Annotated in this window: 19 protein-coding genes; all 19 read left to right on the top strand. The window is 41.0% G+C overall.

Annotated elements, in window-relative coordinates; translation table 11 throughout:
* Nucleotides 1-107 precede the first annotated feature (107 nt).
* The 19 genes from yfmF to N521_RS15020 all read left to right on the top strand — a co-directional run bounded on the left by yfmF (nucleotide 108) and on the right by N521_RS15020 (nucleotide 23,489).
* Complete coding sequence (yfmF, locus tag N521_RS15110) at nucleotides 108-1,388, top strand: EF-P 5-aminopentanol modification-associated protein YfmF (protein ID WP_035392023.1); 1,281 nt, start codon at nucleotides 108-110, stop codon at nucleotides 1,386-1,388.
* Nucleotides 1,385-2,677 carry an EF-P 5-aminopentanol modification-associated protein YfmH gene (gene yfmH, locus N521_RS15105; RefSeq protein WP_035392021.1) on the top strand — a complete coding sequence of 431 codons (1,293 nt, stop codon included), beginning with the start codon at nucleotides 1,385-1,387 and terminating at the stop codon, nucleotides 2,675-2,677. Before yfmF ends, yfmH begins: the two co-directional genes overlap by 4 nt.
* Before the next feature lie 151 nt (nucleotides 2,678-2,828).
* On the top strand, nucleotides 2,829-3,305 hold the full coding sequence (locus N521_RS15100; protein ID WP_025207356.1) for a MarR family winged helix-turn-helix transcriptional regulator: 477 nt from the start codon (nucleotides 2,829-2,831) through the stop codon (nucleotides 3,303-3,305).
* Nucleotides 3,283-6,402, top strand: coding sequence for an MMPL family transporter (locus N521_RS15095; RefSeq protein ID WP_035392018.1), 3,120 nt, complete (start codon nucleotides 3,283-3,285; stop codon nucleotides 6,400-6,402). The genes N521_RS15100 and N521_RS15095 overlap by 23 nt, the downstream gene beginning before the upstream one ends.
* 29 nt (nucleotides 6,403-6,431) lie before the next feature.
* Nucleotides 6,432-7,160, top strand: a complete 729-nt coding sequence (ymfI, locus tag N521_RS15090) for an elongation factor P 5-aminopentanone reductase (protein ID WP_035392015.1) — start codon at nucleotides 6,432-6,434, stop codon at nucleotides 7,158-7,160.
* 73 nt (nucleotides 7,161-7,233) lie between these two features.
* A complete protein-coding gene (locus N521_RS15085) occupies nucleotides 7,234-7,491 on the top strand; it encodes a DUF3243 domain-containing protein (protein ID WP_008344693.1) in 258 nt (85 codons plus the stop codon).
* Between the two features lie 131 nt (nucleotides 7,492-7,622).
* On the top strand, nucleotides 7,623-8,414 hold the full coding sequence (locus N521_RS15080; RefSeq protein WP_003211480.1) for a DUF3388 domain-containing protein: 792 nt from the start codon (nucleotides 7,623-7,625) through the stop codon (nucleotides 8,412-8,414).
* A 23-nt stretch (nucleotides 8,415-8,437) separates the two neighbouring features.
* Entirely contained in the window at nucleotides 8,438-9,349 is a 912-nt protein-coding gene (locus N521_RS15075; protein WP_008344690.1) for a helix-turn-helix domain-containing protein, read from the top strand.
* Between the two features lie 73 nt (nucleotides 9,350-9,422).
* Complete coding sequence (gene pgsA, locus N521_RS15070; protein WP_008344688.1) at nucleotides 9,423-10,004, top strand: CDP-diacylglycerol--glycerol-3-phosphate 3-phosphatidyltransferase; 582 nt, start codon at nucleotides 9,423-9,425, stop codon at nucleotides 10,002-10,004.
* Between the two features lie 16 nt (nucleotides 10,005-10,020).
* A complete protein-coding gene (locus N521_RS15065) occupies nucleotides 10,021-11,271 on the top strand; it encodes a competence/damage-inducible protein A (protein WP_007499480.1) in 1,251 nt (416 codons plus the stop codon).
* A gap of 177 nt (nucleotides 11,272-11,448) precedes the next feature.
* A complete protein-coding gene (gene recA, locus N521_RS15060) occupies nucleotides 11,449-12,492 on the top strand; it encodes a recombinase RecA (protein WP_007499478.1) in 1,044 nt (347 codons plus the stop codon).
* A 300-nt stretch (nucleotides 12,493-12,792) separates the two neighbouring features.
* On the top strand, nucleotides 12,793-14,355 hold the full coding sequence (gene rny / locus N521_RS15055) for a ribonuclease Y (protein WP_003211958.1): 1,563 nt from the start codon (nucleotides 12,793-12,795) through the stop codon (nucleotides 14,353-14,355).
* Nucleotides 14,356-14,444: 89 nt separating this feature from the next.
* Nucleotides 14,445-15,239 carry a TIGR00282 family metallophosphoesterase gene (locus N521_RS15050; RefSeq protein ID WP_008344680.1) on the top strand — a complete coding sequence of 265 codons (795 nt, stop codon included), beginning with the start codon at nucleotides 14,445-14,447 and terminating at the stop codon, nucleotides 15,237-15,239.
* A 202-nt stretch (nucleotides 15,240-15,441) separates the two neighbouring features.
* Nucleotides 15,442-15,702 (top strand): stage V sporulation protein SpoVS, encoded by a 261-nt coding sequence (gene spoVS, locus N521_RS15045; RefSeq protein WP_003211281.1) that lies wholly within the window; start codon nucleotides 15,442-15,444, stop codon nucleotides 15,700-15,702.
* Nucleotides 15,703-15,905: 203 nt separating this feature from the next.
* A complete protein-coding gene (locus N521_RS15040; protein WP_035392011.1) occupies nucleotides 15,906-18,950 on the top strand; it encodes an efflux RND transporter permease subunit in 3,045 nt (1,014 codons plus the stop codon).
* 176 nt (nucleotides 18,951-19,126) lie between these two features.
* Nucleotides 19,127-20,191 (top strand): L-threonine 3-dehydrogenase, encoded by a 1,065-nt coding sequence (gene tdh, locus N521_RS15035; protein WP_017367275.1) that lies wholly within the window; start codon nucleotides 19,127-19,129, stop codon nucleotides 20,189-20,191.
* Complete coding sequence (locus N521_RS15030; RefSeq protein ID WP_098680356.1) at nucleotides 20,188-21,369, top strand: glycine C-acetyltransferase; 1,182 nt, start codon at nucleotides 20,188-20,190, stop codon at nucleotides 21,367-21,369. The genes tdh and N521_RS15030 overlap by 4 nt, the downstream gene beginning before the upstream one ends.
* Nucleotides 21,370-21,526: 157 nt before the next feature.
* Nucleotides 21,527-23,053 (top strand): tRNA (N6-isopentenyl adenosine(37)-C2)-methylthiotransferase MiaB, encoded by a 1,527-nt coding sequence (miaB, locus tag N521_RS15025; RefSeq protein ID WP_007499471.1) that lies wholly within the window; start codon nucleotides 21,527-21,529, stop codon nucleotides 23,051-23,053.
* Nucleotide 23,054: 1 nt separating this feature from the next.
* The gene (locus tag N521_RS15020; protein WP_008344661.1) at nucleotides 23,055-23,489 is read left to right on the top strand and encodes a regulatory iron-sulfur-containing complex subunit RicA; all 435 of its coding nucleotides are present in this window, start codon (nucleotides 23,055-23,057) and stop codon (nucleotides 23,487-23,489) included.
* Nucleotides 23,490-23,540: the final 51 nt, after the last annotated feature.

The following is a 23,540-nucleotide window of genomic DNA, read 5'->3' as shown; positions in this document are numbered from 1 at the left end:
TCCTATCCTTTCCTCTGATTGATATAATGACTATTAAATGGCTGTTTCACGTATATATCAGCTATGTTCTAATACATAATAAATAGGATGAACAAAGGAGGTTTCTCATGACGTACTTACAAGAGAAGACATTTGATACACCTGGTCTTCATACTCATATTGTCAAAACAGAAAAATTTAAAACCGTGACGATCCTTTTTAAAATGCTTGCGCCTTTATCCAAAGATGACGTCACCATGCGTTCTCTTTTCCCGCATGTGCTTTTAAGAGGAACAGAAAAAATGCCGAAAACGGGAGAGCTTCGTGCTTATTTCGACGAGCTCTATGGGGCGACCGTTTCCGCAGACATGGCGAAAAAAGGTGAAAATCACATCATTACGTTCCGTCTAGAAATGGCGAATGAAAAATATTTAAAGGAACAAACCCCTTTACTAGAAAAAGGGATTGCCTTACTTTCTGAACTATTATTCCACCCGTACGTGGAAAACGGGGTATTTCATGAATTGTACGTTGAGCAAGAAAAACGAACATTGAAACAGCGCATTCAAGCCGTTTATGATGACAAAATGCGCTATTCAAACTTAAGACTTGTGCAGGAAATGTGTAAAGGTGAGCCATATGCACTGCACGTCAATGGTGAAATGGAAGACGTCGAAGCGATTACGTCAGAAGCGCTCTTTAAAGCATACGAGCATGCACTTCAGTCCAACCAGCTGGATCTCTATGTTGTGGGAGACGTTGATGAACAAGACATTAATCGAATGGTCTCGCAATACTTTAAAGCAAGTGAAAGAGAGCCGGTCAAACAAAATACCGAATCATCAAGATCACAAATAGAGACAAAAGAAGTCATTGATGAAGAGGACGTAAAACAAGGAAAGCTGAACATTGGCTTTCGCACACATACAACGATAGCGGATGAAGATTATCCGGCGCTGCATTTGTTTAATGGCATATTCGGCGGCTTCTCTCATTCAAAGCTATTTATCAATGTGCGGGAAAAAGCAAGTCTTGCGTACTATGCTGTTTCTAGACTTGAGAGCTTTAAAGGTTTGATGATGGTCATGTCAGGAATTGAAGTCGGCAACTATCAGCAGGCAGTAGACATCATCAAAGAACAATTTGATGCCATGCAAAAAGGCGATTTTTCTGATGAAGCAATTGAACAGACAAAGGCTGTCGTCAAAAACCAGTTGCTCGAAACAATTGATACGTCTTATGGAACAGCGGAATACTTATATCAGCATGCCGTCGTGCCAACAGGGGAGAGCCTCGATTCCTTTTTAGATGCGTTAGACAGAGTGACAAAAGAGGACATCATCAAAGTGGGTCAAAAAATCGAATGGGATACGACCTATTTTCTTAAAGGAACGGAGGGTGCTTCATGACAGTGAAAACAATTCAATTCGATCAGCTGCAAGAGACGGTGTATCACGAAAAAATGGACAGCGGACTAGACGTCTATGTGCTGCCAAAGCAAGGGTTTAACAAAACATATGCAACCTTCACAACAAAATATGGCTCTGTCGACAATGAATTTGTTCCGCTTGGCAAAGAAGACATGATCCGAGTGCCTGATGGAATTGCCCATTTCTTAGAGCATAAGCTGTTTGAAAAAGAAGATGGTGATGTGTTTCATACATTTAGTAAACAGGGAGCAGCCGCAAACGCATTTACGACGTTTACGAGAACGGCATACTTATTTTCAAGCACGGCCAATGTCGAACAGAATCTTGAAACACTCATTGATTTTGTGCAAGAGCCTTATTTTACTGAAAAAACGGTCGAAAAAGAAAAAGGCATCATTGGTCAAGAAATCAACATGTATGATGACAATCCAGATTGGCGTTTATTCTTTGGTCTGATCGAAAACCTCTATCAAGAGCACCCAGTGAGAATTGATATTGCTGGAACCGTTGAAAGCATTGCGCCAATTACGAAAGACCATTTATATGAATGCTACGAAACGTTCTATCACCCAAGTAATATGCTTCTTTTTGTAGTGGGTCCTGTTGATCCGGCGCAAATTTTAGACCAAGTAAGAGCGAATCAGGCAAAAAAACCATTTACCGATCAGCCGGATATTCAGCGGAAAGAGATCAATGAACCTGATCGTGTATACCGAAAAGAATACGAACTGAAAATGAATGTACAAGGCTCTAAATGTATGTTTGGATTGAAAACGAAAAACCCGCATAAAAAAGGAAAACAGCTCCTCAAACATGAGCTTGGCATGAATCTTATTTTAGAGACATTGTTTGGTAAAAGTTCTCTGCAATATGAGCGTATGTATGAAAAAGGCTTGATTGATGAGACATTCAGTTACGATTATACGGAAGAAGGCGGTTTTGGCTTCACTTCAGTTGGCGGAGACACAAATGACCCTGATCAACTCGCAGATGAATTAAAAGAAACGCTTCTTCAAGCAAAAAGCCTGATCACAGAAGAAAAGATTGAACTTGCTCGTAAGAAAAAAATTGGCAGCTTTTTAAAAGCGATGAACTCCCCGGAGTACATTGCCAATCAATTCACTCGATACGCATTCTTAGAAATGAGCTTATTTGATGTCGTGCCAGTACTGGAGCAAATCCAATTAACAGATATTCAGCAAATCTTAGACGAAGAAATTGATGAAGAACGAATGTCAGTTTTTAAAGTCGTACCGAAAACAAAATAAAACGAAAAAAGACAAACTCAACATATAAGAGTTTGTCTTTTTTGTGTCCAGCTAAAGAAAGCGCTTTATATGCGAAGATATTGATTGACAATTGTTTTGGGTATTAGTTAAACTCTTTAATAGTTAAACAGTTAAACTAAAGGAGCAGCATATGGTACAAAATAAAATTGCCCAGCTCATTCAGAGATATGCGGACGTCTATCTCATGATGGAGAAAAAAGTATCGAGTATGATCACTGAAAAGCTCGATAAAGAACTGACACTTGATCAGTATTACTCGCTTCGATACATCAATTTACACCCAGGATGTACATCAACAGACCTTGCCAGCGCATGTAATGTCAACAAAAGTGCTGTGACATCCATGACCAATCGTCTTTTTAATAAAGATTATATTTATCGTGAGCATGATCAAGCTGACCGAAGAAACGTTCATCTCTATGTGACGCCCGAAGGAAAAGACGTGGTCAGCCGAATGGAAAAGCAGCTTCAGGATCTTGTTCGGTCATATTTAGAAAAATTTGATGAAAAAGAAATCGAATCATTTATTCAAACATATGAAAAGATTTATCAAATTATCATCGAAGAGGAGGCACAACATAGTAATGAGAGCAATCATAAAGGGTAGATGGCTGATCACGATCCTTTGGGTCGTACTAGCGGCTGTATTATTAATCACCGCTCCTAATATGGCGCAATTAACAAAAGAAAAAGGGCAGATTTCTGTTCCTGATGGTTATCCTTCTTCCTATGCCGATCAATTATTAAAGAACATGTCTGAAAATGGGGATACGGAAAAATCGATCGTCATTGTCTTTCAAGGAAAGGATATCGTCAAAGAAAGAGAAGCCTCTTTAAAGAAAGCGATGGAGATTTTAGAAAAGGATCAAGATCTCCATGTTGAAGACATCACTTCTTATTTTGATGCAAACAAAGATATTAAAAAACAGATGCTCTCTAAAGATCAAACAACACTTCTTGTTCCAGTTACATACGACTCGAACAAAATCAAAGCATCCGATTTTAAAGAAAGAGTCAATGAAAAGCTTAAGAGCCTGAACCTGAAATTTGAAATGACAGGGCAGCCGCTAATCGACGATGATGTCATCACAAGCTCACAAGAAGGTCTGAAAAAAACGGAATTCATTACAATAGGATTTATTTTAATTGTTCTTGTGCTTGTCTTTAGATCCGCAGTGGCACCATTCGTTCCTTTAGTGGCCGTGGCGCTTTCCTATTTGGTCAGCCAATCCATTGTGGCTTACCTAGTAAAGTATGTTGATTTTCCGCTCTCGACCTTTACCCAAATTTTTATGGTCGCCATCATGTTTGGGATTGGAACCGACTACTGCATCTTATTGCTAAGCCGGTTTAAAGAAGAACTATCTCACGGAAAAGATAAGATTGAGGCGATTATTACAACATATAAGACGGCAGGTAAAACCGTTTTATTCAGCGGAATTGCTGTCCTCATTGGTTTTACGTGTATCGGTTTAGCCGAATTCCAACTGTATAAATCAGCTGTAGCCGTGGCGGTTGGTGTCGCCGTGTTAATTGTGGCACTGCTCACTGTCGTTCCATTCTTTATGGCGGTTTTAGGAAAAGTGTTATTTTGGCCGATCAAAGGCGATATTGCCCACCCGCAATCGAAAATGTGGGAAACAGCTGGTCGTTTTTCATTTAAGAAACCACTTCTCAGCTTGCTAATCGTTGCAATTATTACCCTTCCAGCGATTCTCATGTATAAAGGAACACTTTCATATAACAACCTAGACGAAATCGGCAATAAATACGAATCCGTCAATGCATTTAATACGATCTCTGACAAATTTGGACCAGGTGAAGCCCTTCCAGCAACAGTTGTCGTGAAATCATCCGATCTTTTAGACAATAACGAAGGTCTGATTGCTATTGAAAAACTTAGTCGTGCGATTGAACAAACAGATGGCGTGAGTAAAGTAAGAAGTGCGACACGCCCTGTTGGAAAAGGACTGAATGATCTGTACGTGAAATCTCAAGCCAAAGAGCTAAATAGCGGGCTTGATAAAAGTAACGAAGGGTTGAAAAAGATCCAAGATGCTCTTACAACCATGAGTAAATCCATCGAGGATCAAACACCACAAATTAAATCATCTGGAAAAGGCATTAACAAATTGATTACTGGAACCGAATCCGTAAAATCAGGTATTCAAAACGTCGAAAAAACGATGAGAGATCTGCAAAACGGAATTGATCAAAACAAAAAAGGCGTTTCTGAAATTAAAGAAAGAATAAAGGGTGCGAAAAAGGAATTAACAGATCAAGTCGCACAAGTGAATCAGCAAGTGGCACTGTATAAAAGCATTTCCAAAGAATTAAAAGCCGCATTGGCACAAGTCGATACGTCATCCTCTGCCGCAGCGGATGTGAAAGCTTTGATCAGTCAAGCGAATAAACAATTCAGTACACTTGAGCAGCAAATTCCGCAAGTGAAAGAAAATCAATCATATCAAGCCATCAAAGCTTCATATAAGGAACTTTCTACTACCTTGCAAGAAGGAGCCAAACAGGCTGACAGCTATGCAAAACAAGCAAAAGAAGCAAAAAAACAGCTTGAAGCAGCAGATGCTTTTATCGCAAAAGCTTCAGAGCAGCAAAAAGTGTTTACAAATCAAATTGATGAGCTGATTGCTGGCTTAGAAGCCATTGAAAACGGGCTAGATCAAACGTCTAAAGGCCAAGGGCAGTTAGCTGATGGTATGCCTAAACTTGCAAATGGAGCCGGCGACATCATTAATGGTCAAAAACAAATGAAAGAAAAAATTGGCGGCTTTGGTGACGATCTGACCAAGCTGACGGATGGTCTAAACAAAAGTGTCGACGGCCTTGAGAAAATTTCAAACGGCTTAATGGGTGCAGGAGACTACTTAGATGAACTGAAAAACGCGCCAGATCAAGACATGGCCGGTTGGTTTATTCCAAAAGATGTCCTGAAAAACAAAGCATTCAAGCAAGTGTTCGATTCCTATATGTCTGATGACCGCAAAATGACAAAGATTGACGTCATTTTAGAAGACAATCCTTATGGAAACGACGCCATGAAAACAATTAAACAAGTAGAAGCTTCGGTCAAACGTGCACTTCCTGAAACAAACCTAAAAGATGTTTCATTTGGCGTATCTGGTGTTTCAAGTATGAACGCTGATTTAAAACAGCTGTCAGACCAAGACTTCAATAAGACGGTTCTTTACATGATGATCGGTATTTTCTTAATACTAGTGATTCTCTTCCGTTCTCTCGTGATGCCGCTTTACTTAGTTGGATCGCTGATTTTAACGTACTTTACCGCCATTGGTGTAACAGAATTTATTTTCACCCATTTCTTCGGATATCCGGGCATCAACTGGGCTGTTCCATTCTTTGGCTTTGTCATCTTAATGGCGCTTGGAGTCGATTATTCGATTTTCTTAATGGAACGGTTCAATGAATACAAAACAAAAGACATCCAGTTTGCCATGACTGAATCAATGAAAAATATGGGATCTGTTATTATGTCTGCTGCCGTCATTTTGGCAGGAACATTTGCAGCGATGCTACCTTCAGGTGTATTGTCACTCTTACAAATTGCAACACTTGTTCTAACTGGACTTTTATTGTATGCACTCGTTGTGCTACCATTGTTCGTACCTGTGATGGTCAAATTGTTCGGATCAGCGAATTGGTTCCCATTTAAACGAAAAGAATAAGGATTCCATAAAGAAAGTAGGAACAAAGTATGAGTCGTTGGGCACTGATTACTGGTGCCAGTGGCGGAATTGGGCAGGCGACAGCCAAAAAGCTTGCCCAAGAAGGCTGCCATCTGATGCTCCATTATCATCAAAATGAACAAGCGGCTAATCGTCTTTCCGCCGATCTCAAAGAAACATATCAAGTAGAAACGTACGTCGTTCAAGCTGATTTAGCGAAAACAGGCGGAGCAGCAGAGCTTGTCAGCCGCCTGCCGCTTGATCCAGATATTCTTGTTTTAAATAGCGGAAAGAGTCATGTTGGTTTAGTGACAGATACTGGAAAAGAAGTTCTAGCCAGCATGGTGCAGCTTCATGTGACAAGTCCATATGAGCTTACCCAATCCATTTTGCCTGCCATGATTCAAAAAAAGTCAGGACATATTATTGCGGTTAGCTCAATATGGGGGGAAACGGGTGCCTCGTGTGAAGTACTGTACAGTATGGTCAAGGGTGCTCAAAATGCCTTCATTAAGGGGCTTGCCAAAGAGCTTGCCCCAAGTGGAATTAGAGCAAATGCAGTCTCACCAGGTGCGGTTCAGACTGATATGATGAAAAGCTTCACACAAGAAGACCTTGCGATGATGGAAGAGGAGATTCCACTAGGCCGTCTTGCCGCACCTGAAGAGATAGCCGATGCCATTTGGTTTCTTGCCTCCAAGCAGTCAAGTTATATCACAGGTCAAATTTTATCTGTCAATGGCGGCTGGTACTGTTAAAAAACGTGTATAATTCGTCTCTCCATGACAAAAGCTATGGCTGTAATTCATCTTTTCGAATGGAGGAATCGACATGTCTGTACTTGAGAGCTGGGACCATTGGAAAAACTTTTTAGGTGACCGTTTAAATCATGCACAGGATAAAGGTTTATCAGATGATACCATCAATAACCTTGCGTATGAAATTGGCGGATACCTGGCTAATGAAGTTGAAGCAAAGAATGAGCAAGAAAGAGTACTTTCTGACCTTTGGAGCGTTGCATCAGAAGATGAGCAGCGTGCCATTGCAAACATGATGGTCAAGCTAGTTGAAAATAATAGCTCGCACTAAACAAAAAGAGAGGTCGTTTGTGCCTCTCTTTTTATTTTAACCGTTTAGCAACATTGTGCTTTCTAAAAATGTGAAAATGCTTTATGATAAAGGAAGGTAAAAATTTGCCACAATGAAGGGGGTAATATCATTTGGCAAAGCTCGAATGGTATTTTGAATATGAGATACAGGTGAACCGTCCCGGACTTTTAGGAGACATTTCTTCTTTAATGGGGATGCTTTCAATTAATATTGTGACAATTAATGGTGTTGATGTATCAAGACGCGGCATGCTTCTTCGATGTGACCACACAGACCAAATTAAGCGGCTTGAATCAATTTTAAATACAATGGAAACGATAAAAGTAACGAAACTAAGACAGCCAAAACTTCGTGACCGTTTAGCTGTTCGTCATGGAAGATACATTCAGCGTGATGCGGATGACAAAAAGACGTTCCGTTTTGAAAGGGACGAGCTTGGTCTACTTGTCGATTTTATGGCTGAATTATTTAAAAAAGAAGGACATAAATTGATTGGAATTCGCGGAATGCCGCGGGTTGGAAAAACAGAATCAATTGTTGCTTCAAGTGTATGTGCAAGTAAGAGGTGGCTGTTTGTATCGTCGACTCTTTTGAAACAGACCATTCGCAGTCAGCTGATTGCAGATGAATACAGCCCAGATAACGTCTTTATTATTGATGGGATTGTGTCGACAAGAAGAGGTTCTGAAAAGCACTTGCAGCTTTTAAGAGAAATTATGAGACTGCCTGCTACAAAGGTGGTAGAGCATCCAGATATCTTTATTCAAAATTCAGAATATACAATGGATGATTTCGACTACATCATTGAATTGCGTAATAGTGCAGACGAAGAAATTACATACGAGCACGCAGAAGAACCACAAGTATTTGATCATTCTGGTTTTTCTGGCTTCGATTTTTAATATGGTAATGGTAGGTGTTTGTTTTGACTGAATTGGGAAAACGGCTCGTTGAGGCCAGAGAGGAAAAAGGGATGTCGCTGGAGGATTTGATGGCGGCTACCAAAATCCAAAAGCGCTATTTGCTAGCAATAGAACAAGGAAACTATGATATCATTCCAGGTAAATTTTACGTCAGAGCGTTTATTAAACAATATGCCGAAGCCGTTGGACTGAATCCTGAACAATTGTTCGAAGAGTTTCGTAAAGATGTACCAAGCACGTATAACGATGAAGTGTCTGATAAATTATCAAATATTAAACCGCAACGAGAGCTGCCAAAGCCTGCCTCAAAGGTACTGGAGCTGCTTCCGACGATTTTAATCATTGGAGGGATCCTTGTGGTGATCGCTATCATTTATGTGATCGTTCAAGCGGTTAATCATGATAGCGGACAAAAAAATAATCAGGCGGCTCCTCAGCAATCAGAATCAAAATACGAAGTGTCTAAGGATTCATCGCTTGCAAAGGATCAAAAGAAAAAGGAAAAAGCTTCGTCAGATGATCAAGAAAAATCATCTGAAAAAGACGATTCCTCAAAGGATTCATCTAAAGACGATGAAGATGTTTCTTTGAAGGCGACGAATACAGAGGGTTCTACGACAACGTATGAAGTATCAGGTGCAGAAGAGATGGAGCTAACCATTTCTGCCTCACAAGCTTCATGGCTTCGTGTGAGAGACGAATCTGGAAAAGTGCTGAAGATGGGTGAATTGAAAGATGGCGAATCGTTTAAAACAGACTTGACTGATCTTTCCCAAGTCGATATTCGCTTAGGAAATGCATCGGGAATCGATATTAAAGTCAATGACGAAACGCTGAAGTACGAATTAGACCCTAAAAACACCATGACACAAAACATTGTGATTGTGAATAAAGGAAAGGAAAAGTCATCTTAAGCAAGTAGATGACTTTTCTTTTGTTCCTACTATTATATACATAAAAAAATGCCTTATTGGAGGATTGGAATTCATGTTTAACTTACCGAATAAAATTACTCTTTCTAGGATCGCCTTGATTCCTGTGTTTATGTTGATTATGCTTGCTCCATTAGATTGGGGTGTTGCGCGCTTTGGTGACGTCAGCATCGAAGTCACTCACCTTGTTGGAGCGATCTTGTTTATTGTCGCTTCGACAACCGACTGGATTGATGGTTACTATGCACGTAAGCTCAATTTAGTCACAAACTTTGGTAAATTTTTAGATCCGCTTGCAGATAAATTGCTTGTTTCAGCGGCTTTAATTATACTTGTTCAATACAATCTCACACCGGCATGGATGGCAATTGTGATCATTAGCCGTGAATTTGCTGTAACAGGCCTAAGGCTTGTCTTAGCTGGAGGCGGTGAAGTGGTCGCAGCCAATATGCTTGGAAAAGTGAAGACGTGGGCGCAAATCATTGCGATTTCGGCACTTCTTTTGCATAACCTGCCGTTTGAACTTGTATCATTCCCATTTGGTGATCTTGCTATGTGGGTAGCGGTGTTCTTCACTGTTGTCTCAGGCTGGGATTACTTTGCGAAAAACTGGGAAGCCTTAAAGAATTCTAACTAAAAAGGACGTGTACGCTTTGAAGTCAGAGAGAAAAGCAGAAATTATTGCAGTCGGTTCCGAACTTTTGCTAGGGCAAATTACGAATACGAATGCACAATTCATCAGCAAACAACTAGCTGAAATTGGTGTGAATGTTTATTACCACACAGCAGTTGGTGACAATCCAGAGCGTTTAAAAAGGGCCATTCAAGTGGCACAGGAAAGATCGAATTTTATTATCTTCTCAGGGGGTCTTGGACCAACGAAAGATGATTTAACAAAAGAAACCATTGCGAGTACGCTCGGTAAAGAGCTTGTGCTAAATGAAGAAGCATTTGAGTCTATTCAAGAATACTTCCGTAAAACCGGACGTGATATGTCACCGAACAACCGTAAACAGGCGCTCGTTCTAGAGGGATCTGATGTGCTCGTAAACCGTTTCGGAATGGCACCTGGTATGTTTATACAAGAGGGAGATACGTTTTACATTCTGCTCCCTGGACCGCCAAGTGAATTGCATCCGATGTTTGAAAACGAAGCGAAGCCGCTTATTTCTGAAAAACTCGGCCTAAAGGAAAAAATCGTGTCTGTTGTCTTGCGTTTCTTTGGCATCGGTGAATCTCAGCTGGAAACAGATCTTGAAGATTTAATTGATGCACAGACCAATCCGACGATTGCACCGCTTGCAGCTGACGGGGAAGTGACGCTAAGGCTGACAGCCAAGCATGAGGATGAAAAAGAAACAGAGCGTCTGTTAAAAGAAACAGAAGCACAAATTTTAGAACGGGTCGGCGAGTACTTCTACGGATATGGTGATACATCTCTTGCCTTTGAAGCTTCAAAGGCCTTGCATGAACACGGGAAAACAGTAGCAGCAGCTGAAAGCCTGACTGGTGGTATGTTTTCAGAGTGGCTGACAGATCTCGAAGGGGCATCATCCATTTTAAACGGTAGTGTGGTTTGTTACACAAATCAAGTCAAGCAGCAAGTGCTGGGCTGCCGTGAAGAAACATTGTCTTCTCATGGTGCTGTCAGCAAAGAGTGTGCGTTAGAGCTCGCAGAAGGCGTTAGAAAACTGACGGGAAGCGATATCGGTATTAGCTTTACAGGTGTGGCAGGTCCTGAACCACACGAAGGACAGCCGGTTGGAAAAGTATTTATCGGGCTATCGACAAAAGATCAGACAGACGTGTTTGAATGGATGTTTACTGGCAGTCGATCAGGCATTCGCAAGCGTGCTGTGAAATATGGTTTGCACCACCTTCTCAAATTATTAAAAGAAAGTTAATTTTGTTTTTTATGAGGTTTACTCCTTTATAAAAGAGCGTTTTTTCTAATAGAAACAGCTCTTTTCTTAAATAATCTGCCAAGAAAAAATCGAATATGTGTTCGTTTTTTTCTTGGCAAATGACGTAAAACAAGGTATAGTATAGATAGTGGAATTGATAAAGGAGGAAACAATAGAATGAGTGATCGTCAAGCAGCCTTAGATATGGCTCTTAAACAAATAGAAAAACAGTTTGGTAAAGGCTCTATTATGAAACTAGGAGAGCAAACAGATACACGTATTTCAACAGTACCTAGTGGTTCGTTAGCACTTGATACTGCGCTTGGAATAGGTGGATACCCTCGCGGCCGTATTATTGAAGTATATGGTCCAGAGAGTTCTGGTAAAACGACAGTAGCACTTCATGCGATTGCTGAGGTTCAGCAGCAGGGAGGACAAGCTGCATTTATCGATGCGGAGCATGCGCTAGATCCAGTTTACGCTCAAAAATTAGGTGTCAACATTGATGAGTTGTTACTTTCTCAGCCGGATACAGGAGAACAAGCACTTGAAATTGCAGAAGCACTTGTTCGTAGTGGTGCAGTTGATATTGTTGTCATTGACTCAGTAGCTGCTCTTGTACCAAAAGCAGAGATCGAAGGAGACATGGGAGATTCACACGTTGGTCTTCAAGCACGTTTGATGTCTCAAGCACTTCGTAAACTATCTGGTGCTATCAACAAATCAAAAACAATTGCGATCTTTATTAACCAAATTCGTGAAAAAGTAGGGGTTATGTTTGGTAATCCTGAAACAACGCCTGGTGGACGTGCACTTAAGTTCTATTCATCTGTTCGTTTAGAAGTACGCCGTGCTGAACAGTTGAAACAAGGGAACGACATCATGGGGAACAAAACGAGAATTAAAGTTGTGAAAAACAAAGTGGCACCGCCATTCCGTATTGCCGAAGTAGACATTATGTACGGTGAAGGGATCTCGAAAGAGGGAGAAATCATCGACCTTGGAAGCGAACTAGATATCGTACAAAAGAGCGGGGCTTGGTATTCTTATCAAGAGGAACGTCTTGGACAAGGACGTGAAAATGCGAAGCAATTCCTAAAAGAGAATAAAGACATTCTTCTTATGATTCAAGAGCAGATCAGGGAGCACTACGGTTTGGATACAAACGGAGTGAAATCAACTGACGAAGAAGGACAAGAAGAATTGGAATTGAATGACTAAAAAGACGCTGAAAAGCGTCTTTTTTTTACAATTACATAACAGCTAGCGGGTCAAAAGTTCTGTCTTTGCTTGAAATAACGACTTACGCCTTAGTCTGACTAGCTTGACAAGTATTTCCGACACAATTACAATGGGAATGTATCACTTGTTTTTCTTAACATGATTGATAACTAATTTAAACTTGACAAGGGCAGTGAGGATCTCATTCCCTGTGAAGGCCCTGTATGTTGAGACACAAAACAATGTACATGCCGACACTTTATTTGTAAAACCAAGTTCATAGCAAGAGGAGGTGAAAATATGTCGCCTACGATGTTTACGATCATCTCCATTTTGCTGAGCCTAATCTGTTTAGTTGTTGGCTACTTTGTTCGTAAAACCATTGCAGAAGCAAAAATATCCGGCGCAAGAAACATGGCCGAACAAATTGTTGAGGATGCAAAGCGTGATGCGGAAGCATTGAAGAAAGAAGCACTCTTAGAAGCGAAAGATGAAATTCATTCGTTTCGTGTAGAGGCGGAGCAAGAAGTTCGTGAAAGACGTAATGAGCTTCAAAGACAAGAAAACCGTTTACTTCAAAAAGAGGAAAACCTTGATCGCAAGGACGAATCTTTAGATAAACGGGAGTCCCTGTTGGAGAAGAGAGATCATTCTCTGAATGAACGACAACAACATATTGAAGAGATGGAAAGCAAAGTGGATGATATGATTCGTTTGCAGAAAGCTGAGTTGGAGCGTATTTCTAGTCTAACTCGAGATGAAGCGAAACAAATCATTCTGGATCAAGTTGAAAATGAGCTTTCCCACGACATTGCAGTCATGACGAAAGAATCTGAAAACCGGGCGAAAGAAGAGGCTGATAAAAAAGCGAAAAACATTCTTTCACTTGCGTTACAGCGTTGTGCAGCTGATCATGTAGCTGAAACAACAGTATCTGTAGTCAATCTTCCAAATGATGAGATGAAAGGTCGTATTATCGGACGTGAGGGACGAAATATCCGTACGTTAGAAACGTTAACAGGTATTGACCTGATCATTGATGATACACCTGAAGCTGTCATCTTATCGGGCTTTGATCCGATAAGACGTGAAACAGCGAGGATAGCTCTGGACAAGCTAGTCCAGGATGGACGTATTCATCCTGCACGAATTGAAGAAATGGTGGAAAAATCACGCCGTGAAGTCGATGATTATATCCGCGAGATGGGTGAGCAAACGACATTTGAAGTCGGAGTTCACGGTTTGCATCCGGATCTCATCAAAATTCTCGGTCGCTTAAAATTCCGTACTAGTTATGGACAAAATGTCCTGAAGCATTCAATTGAGGTTGCACATCTTGCAGGTCTCATGGCTTCAGAGCTTGGAGAAGATGCAAAGCTTGCAAAACGAGCAGGTCTTCTGCATGACATTGGAAAAGCCATTGATCATGAAGTAGAAGGAAGCCACGTGGAAATTGGCGTTGAGCTTGCGACGAAATATAAAGAGCATCCTGTTGTCATCAACAGTATTGCATCTCACCATGGTGACCAAGAACCGACATCTATTATCGCTGTTCTTGTTGCGGCAGCCGATGCATTATCTGCAGCACGCCCTGGTGCAAGAAGTGAGACGCTTGAAAATTACATTCGGAGACTTGAGAAATTAGAAGACATCTCTGAATCTTATGAAGGTGTTGAAAAATCGTTTGCGATACAAGCTGGACGTGAAGTGCGTATTATGGTGAAGCCAGATTCAATTAATGATCTTGAAGCTCACCGTCTAGCAAGGGATATTCGTAAGCGGATTGAGGACGAGCTCGATTACCCTGGTCACATTAAAGTGACAGTTATTCGAGAAACTCGCGCAGTAGAGTATGCAAAATAGAGCGGTGCGCTTAGCGCCGCTTTATTTTTTTGTGTAAATATGCAACACTGATAAGAAGATCATTTTATAAGAGAAAGGGTTCAAAACGTATGAAAATATTATTTGTTGGAGATATCGTTGGTTCACCTGGCAGAGATACACTGAAAGAATACTTGCCAAAGCTAAAGAAAAAATATCAGCCACACTTTACGATTGTCAATGGAGAAAATGCGGCTCATGGGAAAGGTCTTACTGAAAAAATCTATCATGAGCTGCTTCAAGCTGGGGCTGATGTGCTCACGATGGGGAACCATACATGGGATAAAAGAGACATTTTCGATTTCATCGATGATGCACCCCATATTGTTCGTCCGGCAAACTTCCCGCAAGGTACACCAGGGAAAGGGCTCACTTTTATTAAAAAACAAGGTAAAGAACTAGCTGTCATCAACTTGCAAGGCCGCACATTTTTACCTCCGATTGACTGCCCATTTCAAAAAGTAGATGAGCTCATAGCAGAAGCTTCAAAACGTACACCGTTTATTTTTATTGACTTTCATGGTGAAGCCACAAGTGAAAAGCAAGCAATGGGTTGGTATACAGATGGTCGTGCATCATGTGTCGTTGGAACGCATACACATGTTCAAACAGCAGATAACCGCGTCTTGCCAAAAGGAACTGCTTATATTTCGGATGTTGGCATGACTGGTCCTTATGACGGTATTTTAGGTGTTGATCGGGAAACGATTATTAAACGATTTAAAACAAGCCTCCCTGTCCGTTTTGAAATTGCAGAAGGCCGCACGACATTAAGTGCAGTGATCGTAGAAATTGACGAATCGTCGAAAAAAGCTGTCAAAATTGATCGAATTTTGATAAATGATGACCATATTTTCTTTGAATAAATATTCACATATTTATTTCAGAAAAATATTAATCAGAAAGAAGGAATATGCGCCCTCTATCGTGAATATAGTAAAAATGGTAGGTAGCCTGCTATTTTTGAAAAACATTTTGGGGATGGATTTTCAAAAAAATAGCAACATCTAACAAAGATTGTTCTAATGAACACTCACTTATCCATTGTAAATTTAAGGGGGAGCAAAAATGGAAATTTTAAAAGTTTCAGCAAAGTCAAATCCAAATTCAGTAGCAGGAGCATTAGCCGGCGTTTTACGTGAACGCGGTGCAGCGGAAATACAGGCTATCGGCGCTGGAGCACTGAATCAGGCGGTCAAGGCTGTCGCCATTGCAAGGGGATTTGTTGCGCCTAGCGGAGTGGATTTGATATGCATTCCAGCCTTTACTGACATTCTTATCGATGGAGAAGAAAGAACAGCAATCAAACTGATTGTTGAACCACGATAATTCTAATTTTATTATTTTCAACCTGCTTACATCATGTAAGCAGGTTGTTTTTGTTTACCGCTATACATTTCTCATATAACATATTTCTTTCACAAAATAGATAGAAAATGACATATTAGAGCTTGCATTTTTTCACCATGATGATAAATTAAGATTAAGTTGAAAATACTTCATCAAAAATAAATATTTAAGTAGGTGAAATAATGATCGAAGCTTTTTTAAAAAGAGGAAAGCTTGTTTTTATTTTATTTTTTATCGTTCTCATTGCTGGAGGTTATTTGTTTACACAGCTTCCTAAACGAGAACTGCCAGAGTTTCAAGCAAATATTGTAACCATTTCGACTGTTTTCCCTGGTGCTGATGCAAAACAGGTAGAAAGTGATGTCACCAATAAGCTCGAGTCGGCCATTTCTGATATCAATGGTGTAGAGAAGACAAGCTCTGTTTCTGCTATTGGTTTCTCAAATATTGTGCTTGAAATTGATGATCAAGCCGATTTTCAAAAGGTGGCAAGTCAAATCAAGAGTGAAACCACAAATGCCGCCTCTTCTTTTCCAGATGGTGTGATGGAGTCAGATGTAAAGGATGAGTTTGGCAATGTGCCAGTTGGTTCTTATATGATTGTAGCAAGTAACTCATCTGATTTAGCAAAAAGTCAGAAATCGCTGCGTGCGTTAAAAGAAAAAGTGGAGGACATCAAAGGTGTTGATGGAGTTGTCATCAAAGGATTCAATGACAAACAAGCAATATTGAACTTGGATTCAAGTAAACTGGAGGATAACGGGTTAAACGTGACCGATGTCACAAATGCCATCAATCAAGAATTTGGCACATCCCCTCTAGGTGACGTCCAGGCAGATGGAGAAAAGGTCAAGCTGTCCATTGATGCCTATGATCGTTTAGATCAAATCAAAAAGATTGAGATTTTCTCAAAAACGAGCCGCAAGCCTGTTACAATCGGTCAGCTTGGTCGTTTAAAAGAAGTAGAAAAAGAGAAAAGTGATATCGTTTCATATAACGGAAAGCCAGCCTATTCATTTACAGTCAATATCAAGCCGGGACTGGATATTCCTAAAATGTATGACAAAGTCAGTGCGGTCATTGAAAAAGAGAAAGAGCTGCCAAATGGTGTGGATTGGATAGACTACTATTCACAAAAAAGTGAAGTAGATGCTATTTTTAACGATTTAATCAAAGAAGCGATCGTGGCCGTCATCGCCGTCATTGTCGTCACCACACTTGGTCTAACCATTGGTGGTGCGTTTATCGTTTCACTTGCGATTCCGCTATCCATAACGATCGGAACCATCCCGCTGCCGTTTTTACAAGTGGACCTTAATCAAATTTCAATTATTGGCTTTATCATTGCGCTAGGGATACTTGTAGATGACGCCATTGTCGTCAACGATAATATTTTGAGGCAGATGAAAAAATACGAAAGTCCGCTTAAAGGAACAATTGCAGGTGTAAAAGAAGTGGCTGGATCCATTTTGACGTCAACACTGGCTGTTGTCTTTGCCTTCTTGCCGCTTGTTTTCCTTTCTGGTGCGAACGGTTCATTTATTCGAGCGTTACCGTCTGTTCTAGTCACAACTGTACTTGCGTCAATGGTCATTTCATTGACACTTGTGCCAGTGTATCAATATACAGCAAACCGAAAAAGAAAGAACAAGAAGATTCAAAAAGAACCGGGTTTTTTAGGCAAACCATTAAAAAGATTAGCTGATTTTTATGCAGATCGAGTACTGACAAACATCGTGAAGCGACCACTTCTCATTGGATTAAGTGGTTTGCTCGTTGCCACACTTGCCTTTTTGCTTATTTTCGCCACACCATTTGAGTTTTTCCCTGCGGCGAATAAGAAAGAGGTTGTTGTCACTGTGACACTTCCGAGTGAAACAACCTTAGATAAAACAAATGACACATTAGAGAAAATAGAACAAGAGATCAAACAGCAAAAAGGCATTGAAGAGACGGCCATTTTTGCAGGCGGCGGTGTGCCGAACTTGTTTAATGAAAGTATCTCAAACGCAAGTGATCATACTGGTCAGATTGTTGTCAGAGTTGACAATAATCAGATGACAAGCAAAGCATTGATCGATCGTATGACAGAGCCATTGCGAAAGAAATTTAAAGATGCTGATATCTTTATGAAAACCATTGTTCAAGGTCCGCCAACTGGAGCGCCTGTGACCGTCACTGTTGCAGGAGAACAATTTTCAAAACTCGTTGATGTGAAAGAGAAGCTCACAAAAGAAATGAAAGAAAGCGGAGCGAGCCTGATCACAGACGATGTCAATCAACCGGTGAAAACCATTTCATTTGAATTGAATCGTGACCGAATGGCAGAGGATGGGCTCACTGCTCAGTTTGTCAGCAGACAGCTTGGCCTTGTTACAGAAGGAATTCCATTAGGCACCTTTAAACAAGGAACAGATGACATCGACCTCGTAGTGAAACAAGACATGAGCACACATCAAAACGGACTGAAGCTAAAAGACATCAAGGTGCCTGTGAGTCCAAATGAGGGTGGCATGCCTCAACTTGAGCCGCTTAGCCGATACGTAAAGGAAAAAGAAACAGAGCAGTATGAAAGCATTCCGCATGAAAACGGGATGCCGACGATCACGTTAAAGGCATATCCTGGCACATCAGATACGTTTAAAGACGATATGACAGAAGTCATAAATGAAGTTGGGAAAAGCGATGCAGCGAAGAATTTGACCATTTCTCAGGGCGGAGAAAATGAAGATCAAACCCAATTCTTTATTGAAATTAGTCTCTTATTTGGGGTAGTCCTGCTGCTCATTTATGTGACCATCGCTTTCCAGTTCAATTCACTCATGCTGCCGCTTTTAGTTCTTGGAACGGTTTACTTAGCGATATCCGGAGCCATTATTGGACTATTTGTCACTCAAACGCCGTTTAGCTTTATGGCCACAATGGGGATTGTCTCATTGGCAGGTATTGTTGTCCGAAATGCGGTCGTTTTGTTTGAATTTATTGAACAGCGGCGCAAGCAAGGTCTCGGTCAACAGGCAGCTGTGATTGAAGCGGGGAGAGCAAGGATTAGACCTATTTTGCTGACAGCATTTACAGCACTTGTCGCTCTTATGCCCGTTGCTTTAAGTAATGACCCACTCTTTAAGCCGCTAGCGATCTGCATCGTATCAGGTGTCTTTTTCTCAACGATTCTGACACTACTGATTGTGCCGGCTTTATATGTGGCCGTTTCAAAAAAACGCTGACAACTTAAAAGCAAATCTCCGAATAAAAGGAGATTTGCTTTTTTTTTAGAAAAATATCTGAAAAAATATGTGGAGTGTTCATTTGTCTTCTCCTGAAAGACATCGGTATTTACGTCTAAAATAAGACATGATAAGATCGGATTGGGAGAAGTTTTTTAACAAAGGGGTTGTACGTCATGTGTGGAACGATGAAAGCGATTGTTAAAAAAGAAAGCGCTTACGGAGCAACGATGATGCAAATGCCGATTCCAGAAATAAGTGATCATGAAGTGCTCATCCAGGTAAAGGCTACATCAATATGCGGAACGGATGTGCATATTTATAATTGGGATGATTGGGCGAAGCGGAGAGTCAAAGCACCGTACATTTTTGGTCATGAATTCACAGGGGAAGTTGTCAAAACGGGGAACCAAGTCTCTCGAGCAAAAGTAGGGGATTTTGTATCGGCTGAGACGCATATTGTCTGTAATCAGTGTTACATGTGTTTAACGGGTCAGCAGCATTTGTGCAGCGAAACGAAAATTTTAGGGGTCGACATTGATGGCTGTTTTGCTGAATATGTCAAAGTACCAGAACAAAATGTGTGGCATAATCCAGCTCAAATGCCAGTGGAACTTGCATCTATTCAAGAACCGCTTGGAAATGCTGTTCATACAGTTCTGCATACACCTGTTTCAGGAAAGTCAGTGGCGGTTTTTGGCTGCGGGCCCATTGGTTTAATGGCGATTGCGGTTGCAAAAGCCTCCGGGGCTGTCCAAGTGTTCGCTGTTGATAAAAATGAATACAGACTGGATCTTGCCCGTAAAATGGGTGCAGATCATATCGTGGATATCGGAAAAGATGATCCTGTTGCCATGATCAAGCAGCTCACGCGGATGGAAGGGGCAGACGTGATGTGTGAGATGTCAGGACATCCCGTTGCGATTAATCAAGCACTCGAAGCTTGTGCAAATGGAGGGAAAGTGAATATACTAAGTTTGCCAGAGCGGCCGGTAACCATTGACATTACGAATCAAATTGTTTTTAGGGGATTAACCGTGCAAGGGATCACGGGGAGAAAAATGTTTGAGACGTGGCGTCAAGTATCTGAACTTTTAAGAACGAATACCATTGATGTACAGCCGGTTATCACTCATACGCTGCCGTTTGAAGATTTTGAAAAGGGATTTGAACTCATGAGAAATGGTACGTGCGGGAAGGTCGTACTGATCATGCCATCATATCAAAGGGGGACGAAATGATGAAAGAATTTACGTATTTACAAGATGAATTGGACACAATGAAGCAGCAAGGCACCCATCAAACACTGAAAGAAATCGATTCCAAACAATCATCCACGGTGACATTAAATGAACAATCCGTCATACAACTCTCTTCAAATAACTACTTAGGTCTCACCTCACATCCAAGGCTGATGAAAGCGGCAAAAGAGGCGATTGATGAATTCGGTGCTGGAACAGGATCTGTACGAACCATTGCTGGAACGATGACAATGCATGAACGGCTTGAAAAAAAGCTCGCCGCTTTTAAAAAGACAGAGGCAGCCCTTGTATTCCAATCAGGCTTTACGACCAACCAAGGGGTCTTATCCAGCATTCTCACAAAAGATGATATTGTCATTTCAGATGAGCTGAACCATGCCTCAATCATCGATGGGATTCGCTTAACAAAAGCAGATAAAAAAGTATATGCTCATTCTAATATGGAAGAGCTTGAGAAAATTTTAAAGAAATCGATGAATTACCGCGTCCGTCTTATCGTGACAGATGGTGTGTTCTCAATGGATGGAGATATTGCACCGCTTCCTGAGATTGTAAGACTTGCAGAAACATATGATGCCTTTGTGATGGTAGACGATGCCCATGCGTCTGGAGTACTTGGTGAAAATGGGCGCGGAACAGTGAATCATTTTCAACTTGACGGCAGAGTGCATATTCAGGTTGGCACACTTAGTAAGGCAGTTGGTGTGTTAGGCGGTTACGTCGCTGGTTCTGCCGTTTTAATCGATTACTTAAAGCATAAAGCAAGACCGTTTTTATTCAGCACCTCACATCCGCCGGCTGTCACAAGAGCCTGTGAAGAAGCCATTGAAGTGCTGTTAGACGAACCGGAACGCATTGAAACACTTTGGGAGAACGCAGCCTATTTTAAAGAAAAAGTCATCAGTCTTGGATTTGAGGTGGCACCAACAGAAACGCCTATTATTCCAATGATGATTGGAGACGAGGCACTCACTTTCCGGTTTTCAAAAGCATTAATCGAGCGCGGCGTTTTCGCTCAAGGCATTGCTTTCCCAACTGTAGCGAAAGGAAAAGCGAGAATTAGAGCCATCATCACAGCAGAGCACACAAAAGAAGAGCTTGACCGTGCACTGACAATCATCGAAGAAGAAGCAAAAAAACTGAATATACTTGATTGAGAGAGCTGAGGCTCTCTTTTCTTTTGATCAAGAGTATTGATGACTGTCCAGATGATAGACATTTTTCATAGAAAAAACACATATGAATTTATTTTCATTTCACGACAAAATAGTCTATACTGTAGGGTGGAGCTTGGTTTGAAAGGAGTACAAATTCATGAATGAAGAGCAGAGAAAAGCGAGCGGACAAGTAAGTTCATCGGACAAAAAATCCGAGAAGGACTACAGCCAGTATTTTGAAGCTGTGTACATTCCGCCTTCCTTAAAAGATGCAAAAAAACGGGGTAAAGAAGAAGTCGAATACAATCAATTTCAAATTGACGAGCGTTTTCAAGGGTTAGGAAACGGCCGCAAGTTTTATATTCGCACATATGGCTGTCAAATGAATGAGCATGACACAGAAGTGATGGCTGGTATTTTTATGGCGCTTGGTTATGAACCAACAAATTCGACTGAAGATGCGAATGTCATCTTATTAAACACTTGTGCCATTCGTGAGAATGCAGAAAACAAAGTGTTTGGAGAGCTTGGTCATTTAAAAGCATTAAAGCGTGAAAAGCCAGATTTAATCTTAGGCGTCTGCGGATGCATGTCGCAAGAAGAATCGGTCGTTAACCGTATTTTAAAGAAACACCCATTTGTTGACTTGATTTTCGGTACCCACAACATTCACCGCCTGCCAGAGCTATTATCTGAATGCTACCTTTCAAAAGAAATGGTCATTGAGGTTTGGTCTAAAGAAGGCGATGTGATTGAAAATCTTCCGAGAGCCCGCCAAGGAAAAATTAAGGGCTGGGTGAATATTATGTACGGCTGTGATAAATTCTGTACATACTGTATCGTCCCTTACACGCGCGGTAAGGAAAGAAGCCGCCGTCCGGATGAAATTATTCAAGAGGTCAGACGCTTAGCAGCAGAAGGATATAAAGAAATTACCCTTCTTGGTCAAAACGTGAATGCGTATGGAAAAGATTTTGAAGACATGGAATATGGTCTTGGTCACCTAATGGATGAGCTGCGTAAAATCGATATTCCACGTATCCGTTTTACAACAAGCCACCCGCGTGACTTTGATGATCACTTAATTGAAGTGCTTGCCAAAGGCGGAAACCTTCTCGATCATATTCATTTGCCGGTTCAATCAGGAAGTTCTTCTGTGCTGAAACTCATGGCAAGAAAATACGACCGTGAACGTTACCTTGACCTAGTGCGCAAAATCAAAGAGGCAATGCCAAATGCTTCATTAACAACGGACATTATCGTTGGGTTCCCAAATGAAACAGATGAGCAGTTTGAAGAGACGCTTTCCCTCTATCGTGAGGTTGAGTTTGATGCGGCTTATACGTTCATTTACTCTCCAAGAGAAGGAACACCAGCAGCCAATATGAAAGACAACGTGCCAATGCGTGTCAAAAAAGAACGTCTGCAGCGCCTGAATGCACTCGTAAATGAAATTTCTGCGAAAAAAATGAAGGAATATGAAGGGCAGACTGTCGAAGTATTAGTAGAGGGTGAAAGTAAAAACAACCCTGAGATCCTAGCCGGATATACAAGTAAAAGCAAGCTTGTGAATTTTAAAGCACCAAAAGAAGCGATTGGCAACATCGTCAAAGTGAAAATCACACAAGCCAAAACTTGGTCTCTTGACGGAGAAATGGTTGGAGAAGCTATCGAGGTGAATTAAAATGACGCTTTATTCAAAGAAAGAGATTGTCGAGCGCGCAAGAGAGCTCGCGAAAATGATTTCTGAAACAGAAGAAGTTGATTTCTTCAAAAAAGCAGAAGCGCAAATCAATGAAAATACAAAAATTGCAGCGATCATTAATCAAATTAAGGCGCTTCAAAAGCAAGCTGTGAATTTAAAGCATTATGGCAAACATGAAGCCTTAAAACAAGTGGAAGAAAAAATTGATGCCCTGCAAGAAGAACTGGATGAGATCCCAGTGATTCAAGAATTCAAAGAATCACAAACAGAGGTTAATTCCCTGCTTCAGCTTGTAGCGCACACGATTTCTAATCAAGTAACGGATGAAATCATTCTTTCAACCGGCGGTGACCTCTTATTAGGAGAAACCGGTTCAAAAGTGAAAAACTCATCCCCAAGTTGCTCCATTAAATGAGAAAACCCCGCAGATGCGGGGTTTTTTGTTTTCTGATGTAAGAATTGCATA

It is taken from the genome of Bacillus sp. UNC125MFCrub1.1, assembly GCF_000701305.1.
GTDB lineage: Bacteria > Bacillota > Bacilli > Bacillales > Bacillaceae > Bacillus > Bacillus altitudinis.
This window is presented reverse-complemented; position numbering and strand designations above follow the sequence as displayed.

Bases quoted from the DNA above. Each gene is read 5' to 3' on its own strand.
- pgsA (WP_008344688.1), top strand. From the start codon at position 9,423: ATGTTTAACTTACCGAATAAAATTACTCTTTCTAGGATCGCCTTGATT.
- N521_RS15020 (WP_008344661.1), top strand. From the start codon at position 23,055: ATGACGCTTTATTCAAAGAAAGAGATTGTCGAGCGCGCAAGAGAGCTC.
- N521_RS15100 (WP_025207356.1), top strand. From the start codon at position 2,829: ATGGTACAAAATAAAATTGCCCAGCTCATTCAGAGATATGCGGACGTC.
- N521_RS15085 (WP_008344693.1), top strand. From the start codon at position 7,234: ATGTCTGTACTTGAGAGCTGGGACCATTGGAAAAACTTTTTAGGTGAC.
- N521_RS15040 (WP_035392011.1), top strand. From the start codon at position 15,906: ATGATCGAAGCTTTTTTAAAAAGAGGAAAGCTTGTTTTTATTTTATTT.
- N521_RS15030 (WP_098680356.1), top strand. From the start codon at position 20,188: ATGATGAAAGAATTTACGTATTTACAAGATGAATTGGACACAATGAAG.
- yfmH (WP_035392021.1), top strand. From the start codon at position 1,385: ATGACAGTGAAAACAATTCAATTCGATCAGCTGCAAGAGACGGTGTAT.
- yfmF (WP_035392023.1), top strand. From the start codon at position 108: ATGACGTACTTACAAGAGAAGACATTTGATACACCTGGTCTTCATACT.
- N521_RS15050 (WP_008344680.1), top strand. From the start codon at position 14,445: ATGAAAATATTATTTGTTGGAGATATCGTTGGTTCACCTGGCAGAGAT.
- recA (WP_007499478.1), top strand. From the start codon at position 11,449: ATGAGTGATCGTCAAGCAGCCTTAGATATGGCTCTTAAACAAATAGAA.
- spoVS (WP_003211281.1), top strand. From the start codon at position 15,442: ATGGAAATTTTAAAAGTTTCAGCAAAGTCAAATCCAAATTCAGTAGCA.
- N521_RS15095 (WP_035392018.1), top strand. From the start codon at position 3,283: ATGAGAGCAATCATAAAGGGTAGATGGCTGATCACGATCCTTTGGGTC.
- tdh (WP_017367275.1), top strand. From the start codon at position 19,127: ATGTGTGGAACGATGAAAGCGATTGTTAAAAAAGAAAGCGCTTACGGA.
- rny (WP_003211958.1), top strand. From the start codon at position 12,793: ATGTCGCCTACGATGTTTACGATCATCTCCATTTTGCTGAGCCTAATC.
- miaB (WP_007499471.1), top strand. From the start codon at position 21,527: ATGAATGAAGAGCAGAGAAAAGCGAGCGGACAAGTAAGTTCATCGGAC.
- ymfI (WP_035392015.1), top strand. From the start codon at position 6,432: ATGAGTCGTTGGGCACTGATTACTGGTGCCAGTGGCGGAATTGGGCAG.